The organism is Aeromonas sp. 604176 (genome assembly GCF_049170755.1).
GTDB classification, from domain to species: domain Bacteria; phylum Pseudomonadota; class Gammaproteobacteria; order Enterobacterales; family Aeromonadaceae; genus Aeromonas; species Aeromonas veronii_A.
This window is the reverse complement of sequence record NZ_JAAKNE010000042.1, coordinates 20,232-31,584: the sequence shown is the minus strand read 5'-3', so window position 1 is coordinate 31,584 and position 11,353 is coordinate 20,232. Positions and strand designations below refer to the sequence as shown.

The 11,353-nt window shown below is 56.9% G+C and carries 10 protein-coding genes; 1 reads left to right on the top strand and 9 read right to left on the bottom strand.

Annotation, left to right across the window (positions count from 1 at the left end):
* Positions 1-214: 214 nt before the first annotated feature.
* The 9 genes from bamA to rpsB all read right to left on the bottom strand — a co-directional run bounded on the left by bamA (position 215) and on the right by rpsB (position 10,189).
* A complete protein-coding gene (gene bamA, locus G5358_RS09870; protein WP_075114987.1) occupies positions 215-2,746 on the bottom strand; it encodes an outer membrane protein assembly factor BamA in 2,532 nt (843 codons plus the stop codon).
* Between the two features lie 34 nt (positions 2,747-2,780).
* Complete coding sequence (gene rseP, locus G5358_RS09865) at positions 2,781-4,133, bottom strand: sigma E protease regulator RseP (protein ID WP_421222306.1); 1,353 nt, start codon at positions 4,131-4,133, stop codon at positions 2,781-2,783.
* Positions 4,133-5,329 (bottom strand): 1-deoxy-D-xylulose-5-phosphate reductoisomerase, encoded by a 1,197-nt coding sequence (gene ispC / locus G5358_RS09860; RefSeq protein ID WP_421222308.1) that lies wholly within the window; start codon positions 5,327-5,329, stop codon positions 4,133-4,135. Before ispC ends, rseP begins: the two co-directional genes overlap by 1 nt.
* The gene (locus G5358_RS09855) at positions 5,329-6,186 is read right to left on the bottom strand and encodes a phosphatidate cytidylyltransferase (protein ID WP_227341179.1); all 858 of its coding nucleotides are present in this window, start codon (positions 6,184-6,186) and stop codon (positions 5,329-5,331) included. Before G5358_RS09855 ends, ispC begins: the two co-directional genes overlap by 1 nt.
* Before the next feature lie 27 nt (positions 6,187-6,213).
* Positions 6,214-6,990: a polyprenyl diphosphate synthase gene (gene uppS, locus G5358_RS09850; RefSeq protein WP_421209742.1), complete on the bottom strand. Its 777-nt coding sequence runs from the start codon at positions 6,988-6,990 to the stop codon at positions 6,214-6,216.
* Between the two features lie 72 nt (positions 6,991-7,062).
* Positions 7,063-7,620: a ribosome recycling factor gene (gene frr / locus G5358_RS09845; protein ID WP_421222310.1), complete on the bottom strand. Its 558-nt coding sequence runs from the start codon at positions 7,618-7,620 to the stop codon at positions 7,063-7,065.
* Between the two features lie 48 nt (positions 7,621-7,668).
* The gene (gene pyrH, locus G5358_RS09840) at positions 7,669-8,403 is read right to left on the bottom strand and encodes a UMP kinase (protein ID WP_421324020.1); all 735 of its coding nucleotides are present in this window, start codon (positions 8,401-8,403) and stop codon (positions 7,669-7,671) included.
* Positions 8,404-8,474: 71 nt separating this feature from the next.
* Positions 8,475-9,356, bottom strand: coding sequence for a translation elongation factor Ts (gene tsf / locus G5358_RS09835; RefSeq protein ID WP_041208076.1), 882 nt, complete (start codon positions 9,354-9,356; stop codon positions 8,475-8,477).
* A gap of 104 nt (positions 9,357-9,460) precedes the next feature.
* Positions 9,461-10,189: a 30S ribosomal protein S2 gene (gene rpsB, locus G5358_RS09830; RefSeq protein WP_005303470.1), complete on the bottom strand. Its 729-nt coding sequence runs from the start codon at positions 10,187-10,189 to the stop codon at positions 9,461-9,463.
* Positions 10,190-10,560: 371 nt separating this feature from the next.
* Here rpsB and map point away from each other — a divergent pair, with 371 nt between their 5' ends.
* The gene (gene map, locus G5358_RS09825) at positions 10,561-11,349 is read left to right on the top strand and encodes a type I methionyl aminopeptidase (protein WP_021229216.1); all 789 of its coding nucleotides are present in this window, start codon (positions 10,561-10,563) and stop codon (positions 11,347-11,349) included.
* Positions 11,350-11,353: the final 4 nt, after the last annotated feature.

Genomic DNA, 11,353 nt, shown 5'->3' with positions numbered 1-11,353 from the left:
GCAGAACCCATGCCGGCAGCCATCAGTGCAAAGCTCAAACCAGCTACTTTCAACGCTTTATTCACACTTACTCCTTGTTCCCTCATGGCGAGGGCTACCTGATTTACCCGATTATGCAAGCGGCGTTAGGACCGTCTTGTTACCTGGTGAGGCACGCATACCGCGCGTCCCATCATTGAAGACCCCCACCGCATGGGTGGGGGCAAAACTCTGCTTAGAAAGTACGACCGATGTTGAAGGAGAAGACTTCGGTGCGATCCCCTTCATATTTCTTGATCGGCTTGGCCAAGGCGAACACCAGCGGCCCCATCGGCGAGAGCCACTGCAGGGAGACACCGGCAGAGACCCGGATATTGCCCGGGTTGGAGTAGTCCTGGCTCAGATAGTTGCAATCAGAACCGGCGGCGCAAGGATATGCTCCGTTGGCAAAATCGGTGCTCCAGACGGTACCAGCGTCCATAAAGACGGTGGAACGGATCTGCGGACGATAGGTCTCGGAGACGAACGGGGTCGGGAAGACCAGCTCCAGTGAGGCGACGGCCAGAGCGTTGCCCCCCACCGAGGTGTCGGAACCTTCGTAGTAGCCAGTTTCACACGGCTGAGAACCCGTGCAACTGCCAGCACCCGGCTTGTTGTAGGTCTTGTAGATCGCCTTGGGACCAATGGTATTGCTCTTGAAGCCACGTACCGTATCGAAACCACCGGCATAGTAGTTCTCGAAGAACGGCAGCATGGAGTCATCGCCATAGCCGTTACCGTAAGAGACACGACCCTTGCCGATCATTACCCAGCTGTGATCCGCATCGAGCGGGAAGTAGTGGGCATCTTCGGCAGAGAGCTTGTAGTACTGCAGCTCCATGCCCGGTACGGTCACCTTGGCGTTGATACGCTGACGATCGCCAGAAGTCGGGAACATCCCCTTGTTCAGGGTAGAGCGGGTCCAGCCAGCGGTGACATCGACGGTCACAAAGTCGAGGTTGGAACCATCCTGTGAGTAAGCATTCCAGAACTGATCCATCTGTACCGACTGGCGGTTATCATTCCACTGATCCCAGCAGTAGGTATTGCCATCAGTATCCGGATTGTCCTTCAGACACTCCTGATAGTTCTGGGCATTGAAGGACGGACGGCTCAGCTTGGTGCTCTCGATACCGGTACTGAAGTCGAGACGGTTGAACTCGTTGACCGGGAAGCCGCTGGAGAGACGGAAACCGATGGTTTCGTTCTCGTAATCAACGATATCGGCATCATCGGCGCGGAACTGGTTGTAGTAGACCCGACCACCCAGGCTGACACCATCCACGGTGAAGTAGGGGTCGTTGTAGCTCAGGTCAACGTTCTTGGAGTAGTCGTTGGTGCTGGCGTTGATGGAGACCTTTTTACCGGTACCCATAAAGTTGTCCTGGGAGATCCCCGCCTGCAGGCTCAGACCCGATTCGGTACCGTAACCGATACCGGCGTTGATGGAGCCTGCTGGCTGCTCCTTGACCTTGAAGTCGAGGTCAACCAGGTCATCGTTGCCCGGCACCCGCTTGGTGTCCACTTCTACACTCTCGAAATAACCGAGACGGTTGAGACGGCTCTTGGACTGCTCGATGTTGTCGGAGGAGAGCCAGGTGCCTTCCATCTGGCGCATCTCGCGACGCAACACCTGATCTTCGGTGGTTGCGTTACCGCTGAAGTTGATGTTGCGCACATAGACACGAGGGCCCGGCTCAACGTTGACGATCAGCTCAACTTCCTTGGTCTTGTCATTGACCTGCGGGAAGGTGACCACTTTCGGATAGGCATAACCGTAACGGCCGAGGAACTTGGAGAGCACCTCTTCGGTATGAGTCACCTGACTGGCAGAGTAGGTGCTGCCGGCAGCAATCGGGATCAATCCCTTCATCTCGCCACCGCGGTCGATCAGGTCACCCTTGAGCTGGACACCGGAGACCTTGTACTGATCCCCTTCCTTGATGTTGAGGGTGACGTAAACGCCCTTCTTGTCGGGGGTCATGGAGACCTGGGTAGACTCCTGCTGGAAGCGGATATAGCCACGATCCATGTAGTAGGAGCGCAGGGTCTCGATATCACCCGCCAGCTTCTGTTTCTGATAGCGCTGATCGGCGGTGAAGTTCCACCAGGGCACTTCGTCGCGCAGGGAGAGCTGGGCAATCAGCTTCTCTTCAGGGAAGACGCTGTTGCCGACGATGTTGATCTGCTGGATCTTGGCCGCTTCCCCTTCCACGAAGGTGAACTTGAGGTCGACCCGGTTGCGCGGCAACGGGGTGACGATGGCCTTGACCTTGGCGGAGTATTTACCCACGCCATAGTAGAAATCTTCCAGTCCCTTCTCGAGGGAGGTGAGCACGGTGCGATCCAGCGGATCGCCCACACGGATGCCGGAGGACTCCAGACTCTGGGTCAGTTGCTCCTCTTTGATATCCTTGTTGCCGGCAAACTCGATGCTGGAGATGGTCGGACGCTCCTTGACCATCACCTGCAGCACCTGGCCGTCACGGTAAACCTTCACATCCTCGAAGTTACCCGAGGCATAGAGCTTTTTGATGGCGCTGGCCAGAGCCACGGAGTCGACGGTATCACCGACCCGGATCGGCAGGTTCAACAGTGCGGCACCCAGGGTCACCCGTTGCAGACCTTCGACCTGGATATCTTGCACCACAAAAGAGGCAGGGGCCGCCTGGGCCAGGAAACTGGCACCCAGCAGGCAACTCAACACCAATGCTTTTTTAACAGCCATTTTGTTCTTGTGTGTCCTTGTTGATGCTCTGGCCTCAGAGGCGAGCGAAATCGTTAAACAGCGCAATTCCCATCAATAACATCAGAATGGCGGCGCCGATCCTGAAACCCACTTCCTGTATTTTCTCTGATACCGGCTTGCCGGTGACCGCTTCGATAAGGAAATAGACCAGATGGCCACCATCGAGCACCGGCAGGGGGAACAGATTGATAATCCCCAGGTTGACGCTGATCAGCGCCAGAAAACTCAAGAAATAGACCAGACCATAGTCGGCACTGCTGCCGGCGCCCTTGGCAATGGAGATGGGGCCGCTCAGGTTGTCCAGCGACACGATGCCACCGATCAACTTGCCAATCATGTCAAAGGTGAGCGTGATCAGGCTCCAGGTCTTGTTCGCGCCATGCCACAGCGCCTGCAAAGGCCCATACTGTAACAGAATTCGATATTCATCCGGTAATGGAACCAGTTGCGGCGAGAGACCGACGAATCCTACCAGCTTGCCCTGCACCTTGCGGCTATCCGGGGTCAGGGTCACGTTGAGCTCACTGTTGTTGCGCTCAACCACCACTTGCAGGGGTTCGCCCGGTGCCTGCTGCACCAGTTCGACAAACTGGGCCCACGCGGTAATAGGCTGATCGCCGACCTGTTTGATACGGTCACCGACCTGCAGCCCCGCCTTTTCACTGGCACTCTTGGCCACCACTGCAGCCACGACTGGCAGCACTTTGCCACTCAGGGGGACAATTCCCAAGCTGCCGATAGGCGACTCTTTATCCGGATCGAAGGTCCAGCCGGTCAGCGACAAGGTTTTATCGGTGGCATAGCTGGTATTGGGTGCCTGCACCTTGAGAGTCACTGCATCATCACCCAGATGACTGATAAGAGCGTAGGTGACGCTCTCCCAGTCACCGGTCAGCTCATCGCCGACCCCGACAATCTCCATCCCGGGCAGCACACCCGCCTCGGCCACGATGGATGCGGGACGCACCTCACCGATCACCGGCTTGACGCTCGGCACCCCGATGATAAACATCAGCCAGAGGGCAAACAGGGCAAAGACGAAGTTGGCCATGGGACCTGCGGCGACAATCGCCATCCGCGCCCAGACACTCTTGTGGTTGAAGGCATACTGCTCGTCACCGGGCTTGAGTTCATCGACCCGGCCATCGAGCATCTTGACGTAACCACCGAGCGGGATCAGCGCCAGCACATATTCGGTGCCATCTTTACCCATCCGGCGCCAGATCGCCTTGCCAAAACCGATAGAGAAGCGCTCAACCTTGACGCCACAACGACGGGCCACCCAGAAGTGACCAAACTCGTGCACCGCGACCAGCAGGCCCAGCGCAACAACAAAGGCACCGATATTCCACAACACACCGCCCATCAGCCAAGCTCCTCAATCAAAGTGTGAGCACGGGCTCTTGCCGCACCGTCCAGGGCAAACAGATCATCGAGCGAGCAGATGGCGCTGCTCTCCAGCGCCAGCATCACTGCCTCATTGATCCGGGCAATATCCATAAAACCGATGCGCCCGGTCAGGAAGGCGGCAACCGCCTCCTCGTTGGCTGCATTGAGCGCAGTGGTCGCCGCTTGTCCCTTCTGGCAGGCATTGATGGCCAGCGCCAGACAGGGGTAGCGATCATAATCAGGCCGGATAAAGCTGAACTCTCCGACACTGAAGAAATCCAAAGGTTCCACACTGGAGGGGATGCGATTGGGATAAGCAAGCGCATGGGCGATGGGGGTACACATATCCGGATTGCCAAGCTGGGCCAGCACGGAGCCATCCTTATACTGCACCATGGAGTGGATCACCGACTGCGGGTGGATCACCACCTGGATCTGCTCGGGCGCCGCATTGAACAACCAGCGCGCCTCGATGTACTCCAGCCCCTTGTTGATCATGGTGGCGGAGTCGACCGAAATCTTGGCCCCCATCGACCAGTTGGGATGAGCGATGGCCTGCGCCGGCGTCACCTTCGCCAGCTCGCTGATCTCGGTGTAACGGAACGGACCGCCGGAACCGGTCAGCAAAATCTTGCTGATCCCCGCCGCCGCCAGATCGCAAAAACCGGGCTGGCGCTGCACGGCAGTCGGCAGACACTGGAAGATAGCATTGTGTTCGCTGTCGATGGGCAGCAGCTCGGCGCCATGTTCGCGCACGGCTTCCATGAAGAAAGCACCGGACATCACCAGCGCCTCCTTGTTGGCCAGCAAAATTCGCTTGCCGGCACGTACCGCGGCCATGGTCGGGGCCAGTCCGGCCGCACCGACGATGGCGGCCATCACGCTATGGGCGTCGGGGTGAGCGGCAACCTCGCAGAGGGCTGCTGCACCAGACATGACCCGGGTCGCACTGCCGTGCGCTTTCAGACGGGCAGCCAGTTCACGGGCGGCATCCTCATCGACCATCACGGCAAAACGGGGGGAGAATTCGAGGCAGTCCCGCAACATGGCATCCACGTTACGGGCGGCGGTCAACGCCAATACTTGCCAACTGCCCGGGTTATGGCGCAGCACTTTCAAGGTACTCTGACCAATGGAGCCAGAGGCACCCAGAATAACCAGTGACTTGTGCATCAAAACTCCTGACTGAGTAGCAGATAACTGAGCAGAAACACCGGCAGGGCGGCGGTCAGGCTGTCGATCCGGTCGAGAATGCCGCCATGACCCGGCAACAGGGTGCCGGAGTCCTTGATGCCCGCCTCGCGCTTGAACATGCTTTCGGTCAGATCGCCGAGTACGGAGGCTAGCACCGCCAGCAGAGAGCAAAACAGCACGGTGATCATCTTGGCAGGAACAAATCCCATCGACCAGGTGACACCGATGGCCAGCAGGCTGGCGGTAAAGAGGCCGCCGCACATCCCTTCGATGGTTTTGCCCGGACTCACAGCCGGTGCCAGCTTGTGCTTACCGAACGCCTTGCCGAAAAAATACGCGCCAGAATCTGCCGCCCAGACCAGTCCCATCACGAACAACAGGATCCAGGCCCCCATCATGGGGTCATGGTAAAAGTTGTAACCACGGATGGCGACCAGCGACCAGAAGAAGGGAACCAGGGTCACCAGACCAAACAGCGACTTGAGCCAGAGAGACTCTTTCCACAGCTTGGCGCTTTGGGGATAGCGCAGCACCAGCAGCAGGCCCAGCAGCCACCAGCTTACCGCTGTCCAGAGCACGCCCATCACCAGGGGGTGCAGGTGAGGCGTCCAGAGTTGCTCCACCGGCAGCCAAAAGAGGCTGGCACCGAGCAACAGACAAAATACGATGGGTAACCATTGCTGCGGAGCAGCAGAGACAAACCCACTCCATTCGCGACTGGCCAACAAAAACACCAGCGCTGCCAACAGGGCAAAAAATTTCAATGGCAGAAAGAAGAGCGCCCCCAACACCAGGGGGATCAACATCAAAGCAGTAATAATTCGTTGTTTTAGCAAAAGAAACCTCTCTCTTGGGAGCGGGGTTTAGCCGGTCTGCTGCTCGGCGATCAATTCCCGTATCTGTTCACCCGTGCAACCGAAGCGACGCTCGCGGGCAACGAAAGAGGCAACCGCCTCACTGAACTCGGCCTCGTTGAAATCGGGCCACAATACCGGGGTAAAATAGAGCTCTGCATAGGCGAGCTGCCATAACACAAAGTTGCTGATGCGATGATCGCCACCGGTGCGGATCAACAGGTCCACGGGTGGCAGATCGGCCATGCAAACCTCGCGGGTCAACATGGATTCATCAATGTCGTCTGCGGCCAGTTCACCGGCAACAACCGCGCGGGCCAGCTTGCGAGCCGCCTGAGCGATATCCCACTGGCCGCCATAGTTGGCCGCAATGTTCAGGGTCAATCCCTTGTTATTGGCGGTCAAGGCTTCCGCCTTGGCGATTTTGGCCTGCAACCGATCACTGAAGCGATCTGTATCGCCAATCACCCTGAGCCGGATCCCGTGACTGTGAAGCTTGTTCACCTCGCGGCCCAGCACGGTAATGAACAGCTCCATCAAGGCGCTGACTTCCCCTTCCGGACGACGCCAGTTTTCGCTGGAGAATGCAAACAGGGTCAATGCCTCGATCTTGGCACGCGCAGCAAAGGTAACGGCCTCGCGCACCGACTTGACGCCCGCCTTGTGGCCATAAACCCGCATCTTGCCACGGTTCTGGGCCCAGCGACCGTTGCCATCCATGATGATGGCGACGTGACGGGGTAAAGACGAGTTGGCACAATCACCCAACGCAGCCAAAAGCGACATGGTTTTCTCCCACAAAGACAAAAGCGCCGTGCAGGGGCACTACACGGCGCTCGTAATATACCTTTCAGGCGGTTAGATTTCCATTAGCTCCTTCTCCTTTGCAGCAAGGGCCTCATCGACCAGCTTGATGTAGGAGTCGGTCAGCTTCTGGATCTCTTCCTGAGCGCGACGGTCGTCATCCTCGGAGATCTCTTTCTCTTTCAGCAACGCTTTCAGATCGGCGTTGGCATCGCGACGAATGTTGCGCACAGCAACACGGGCGTTTTCCGCTTCGGCACGGACGATCTTGGTCAGGTCGCGACGGCGCTCTTCGGTCAGCGGCGGCAGCGGCACGCGCAGGGTCTGGCCATTGCTGGAGGGGTTCAGGCCCAGATCGGAGGTCAGGATCGCCTTCTCTACCGCCTGGATCATGGAGCGGTCAAAAATGGAGATGGAGAGGGTGCGAGCATCTTCTGCCACGACGTTGGCCAACTGTTTCAGCGGAGTGGCAGCACCGTAATACTCAACCTGGATGCCGTCGAGCAGGCTCGGGTGAGCACGGCCAGTACGGATCTTGGACATCTGGGTCTTGAGTGATTCGACACTCTTGCCCATACGCTCCTTGGCGTCGTTTTTAATCTCGTTGATCACAGCGGTTTTCCTTTTGGCGAACGAGCCGCCATGCGGCTCGCATCTATATTATTTGCTGACGTAATGGATCAGGGTACCTTCCGGCTCACCCATGATAACCCGGCGCAAAGCGCCCGGCTTGTTCATGTTGAACACGCGGATCGGCAGATCATGGTCACGTGCCAGAGTAAAAGCAGCAAGATCCATCACCTTGAGCTCTTTTTCAAGAACTTCATCATAACTCAATTCATGGTACAGCACGGCATCCGGATTCTTGACTGGATCTTCGTTGTATACACCATCAACCTTGGTGGCCTTGAGCACTACATCGGCTTCGATCTCGATCCCGCGCAGGCAAGCTGCAGAATCGGTAGTGAAGAAGGGGTTGCCAGTACCGGCAGAGAAGATCACCACTTTGCCTGCACGCAGCTGGCTGATTGCCTCGGCCCAGCTGTAGGAGTCGCAGACGCCTTGCAGGGAGATGGCAGACATCAGACGGGCATTCACATAAGCACGATGCAGAGCATCACGCATGGCCAGACCGTTCATCACGGTTGCCAGCATACCCATGTGGTCGCCCACCACGCGGTTCATGCCCGCCTTGGCAAGACCGGCACCACGGAACAGGTTGCCGCCACCGATGACCAGACCGACCTGAACACCCAGCTCAACCAGCTCTTTGATCTCTTGGGCCATCCGCTCCAGCACTGCCGGATCAATGCCGAAACCCTCGGCGCCTTGCAGGGCTTCACCACTCAACTTCAGAAGAACACGTCTGTATGCAGGTTTGGGATTGGTACTCATGTCACTGATTCCTGGTCATATAAAGACCGCGACATAAGTCGCGGTCTGGGGAAACGGAAAAACCGGTTCGATTAAGCCTTCTGAGCGGCCGCGATTTGAGCTGCAACTTCAGCAGCGAAATCGGTCTCTTGCTTCTCGATGCCTTCGCCCACTTCGAAACGGGTGAAGGAGACAACGTCAGCGCCTTCTTTCTTCAGCAGCTCGGCAACGGTCATGGAAGGATCTTTCACGAACGGCTGACCAGTCAGGGAAACCTCACCGGTGAACTTCTTCATGCGGCCTTCAACCATCTTCTCGGCGATCTCTTTCGGCTTGCCGGAGTTGATGGCGATGTCGATCTGGATTTCGCGCTCTTTGGCAACGACGTCAGCGGAAACATCTTCCGGCTTGACAAACTGCGGGCTGTTGGCAGCTACGTGCATGGCCAGATCTTTGGCCAGCTCGTCGGTACCGCCAGTCAGCTTGGTGATAACACCAATGCGGGAACCGTGAACGTAGGTACCCAGGTTGTCACCTTCAACCAGCATCACGCGACGCAGGTTCATGTTCTCACCGATCTTGGCGATCAGGTTGGTGATGGTCAGCTCTACGGACTCACCGTTGCCGAAGTCAGCGGCTTTCAGCGCGTCAACGTCAGCAATCTTCTGGGTAGCAGCGATCTCGACGATCTTCTGACCCATGGCCAGGAAGCCGGCATCCTTGGAAACGAAGTCAGTCTCGCAGTTCAGCTCGATCATGACGGCAACGTTGCCTTCGGTACGGGCGAAGATCACACCTTCAGCGGCGATACGGCCAGCTTTCTTGGCGGCTTTGGCCTGACCGGATTTGCGCATGTTCTCAATTGCCAGCTCGATATCACCAGCAGCTTCTTCCAGTGCTTTTTTGCAATCCATCATGCCAGCGGCGGTGCGCTCGCGCAGTTCTTTTACCAGGGCGGCAGAAATGTTTGCCATGTCCAGTATCCTCGGTCTTGAATTGACAAGAAACAGGGGCCACAAGGGCCCCTGCTAACCAATTACATCAGCTTGGTTAATAAGGGCTTTGCAGTCCTTATCAATTACTCAGCTTCAACGAAGCCATCTTGTTCAGCTTGAACAACGATGTCCTGAGCGCGAGCTTCCAGTACGGTGTCAGCAGCAGCATTCAGGTACAGCTGAACAGCACGGATAGCGTCGTCGTTACCCGGGATGACGTAATCAACGCCGTCCGGGTTGGAGTTGGTATCAACGATGGAAACTACCGGGATACCCAGGTTGTTGGCTTCTTTGATAGCGATGTGCTCGTGGTCGGCATCGACAACGAACAGAACGTCAGGCAGGCCGCCCATGTTCTTGATACCACCCAGGCTCTTCTCCAGCTTTTCCATTTCGCGAGTACGCATCAGCGCCTCTTTCTTGGTCAGCTTGTCGAAGGTACCGTCTTGGCTCTGGGTTTCCAGATCTTTCAGGCGCTTGATGGACTGACGAACGGTTTTCCAGTTGGTCAGCATGCCGCCCAGCCAGCGGTGGTTAACATAGAACTGGTCGCAACGCTCAGCGGCTTCTTTTACGGCTTCAGACGCGGCACGCTTGGTACCTACGAACAGTACCTTGCCTTTCTTGGCAGCTACGGAGCTGATGAAGTTCATGGCATCGTCAAACATCGGAACGGTTTTTTCCAGGTTGATGATGTGAACTTTGCTGCGTGCACCGAAGATGTAGGATTTCATTTTCGGGTTCCAGTAACGAGTCTGGTGACCGAAGTGAACGCCGGCTTGCAGCATGTCGCGCATAGAAACTTTAGCCATTTTATACCTCTGTATTGGGGTTAGGCCTCCACACATCCCATATAACCGACCCGTTAAGGCACCCCGGCATATGTGTCGATGTGTGTGTGTTGTTTAAGTAAGGGTGATGAAATCGGGACGCAAGTTCCCCATTCCGGCGCGCTTTATACCATAACTTTGTTCAGGACACCACCGGCCGACACCCTAAACAGGTGTAAATATGGATCCCGCCAGAGGATGCTGCGACGCCGATTTGACGTTGTGATGACAATCACACTGGAAGTACGCAGGGGTTGCGGATAAAATTTTGCCCTGATTGCAAACGCATCTATTTTTCATTACCTGTCCTGTCTGCCCTCGCAGGCCCAGTGGCAGGCCGCAAGAGAGATCCCATGTCCATTAAAATCAAGACACCGGAAGAGATTGAAAAGATGCGCGTTGCCGGCCAATTGGCCGCCGATGTGCTGGTCATGATTGCGCCCCATGTCAAAGCTGGCGTCACCACTGACGAACTGAACACCCTCTGCCACGACTATATTGTCGACGTACAACAGGCGGTTCCAGCTCCGCTCAACTACCACGGCTTCCCCAAATCCATCTGCACCTCGGTGAACGATGTGATCTGCCACGGTATCCCGAATCACAAGAAGCTGCGCGATGGCGACATCATCAACCTGGATATCACCGTCATCAAGGATGGCTACCACGGCGATACCTCGGCCATGTTCATCGTGGGTGAAACCACCCCGCTGCGCCGCCAGCTCTGCAAGGTTGCGCAAGAGAGCCTCTACGCCGCCATCAAGAAGGTGCGTCCGGGTGCCTGCATTACCGAGATTGGTGCCGTCATTCAGCCCATCGTCGAGAAGGCCGGCTTCTCCGTGGTGCGTGACTACTGCGGTCACGGCATCGGTGCCGAGTTCCACGAAGAGCCGCAGATCCTCCACTACCGCAACAGTGGCAAGCTGGAGCTGAAAGCGGGCATGTGCTTCACCATCGAGCCGATGGTCAACAGCAAGAAGTATCACTGCAAGGTCAATCCGAAGGATGGCTGGACCGTGACCACCAAGGATGGCGGCGACTCCGCCCAGTGGGAGCACACCCTGCTGGTGACCGATGATGGCTGCGAGGTGCTCACCCTGCGCCCCGATGACACTATCGACCGCTTCATCAAACACAGCTAACATC

Excerpts from the sequence above, each read along its gene's own strand:
- rpsB (WP_005303470.1), bottom strand. The coding sequence starts at position 10,189 with ATGGCTAAAGTTTCTATGCGCGACATGCTGCAAGCCGGCGTTCACTTC.
- ispC (WP_421222308.1), bottom strand. The coding sequence starts at position 5,329 with ATGCACAAGTCACTGGTTATTCTGGGTGCCTCTGGCTCCATTGGTCAG.
- uppS (WP_421209742.1), bottom strand. The coding sequence starts at position 6,990 with ATGTCGCTTTTGGCTGCGTTGGGTGATTGTGCCAACTCGTCTTTACCC.
- pyrH (WP_421324020.1), bottom strand. The coding sequence starts at position 8,403 with ATGAGTACCAATCCCAAACCTGCATACAGACGTGTTCTTCTGAAGTTG.
- rseP (WP_421222306.1), bottom strand. The coding sequence starts at position 4,133 with ATGGGCGGTGTGTTGTGGAATATCGGTGCCTTTGTTGTTGCGCTGGGC.
- bamA (WP_075114987.1), bottom strand. The coding sequence starts at position 2,746 with ATGGCTGTTAAAAAAGCATTGGTGTTGAGTTGCCTGCTGGGTGCCAGT.
- tsf (WP_041208076.1), bottom strand. The coding sequence starts at position 9,356 with ATGGCAAACATTTCTGCCGCCCTGGTAAAAGAACTGCGCGAGCGCACC.
- map (WP_021229216.1), top strand. The coding sequence starts at position 10,561 with ATGTCCATTAAAATCAAGACACCGGAAGAGATTGAAAAGATGCGCGTT.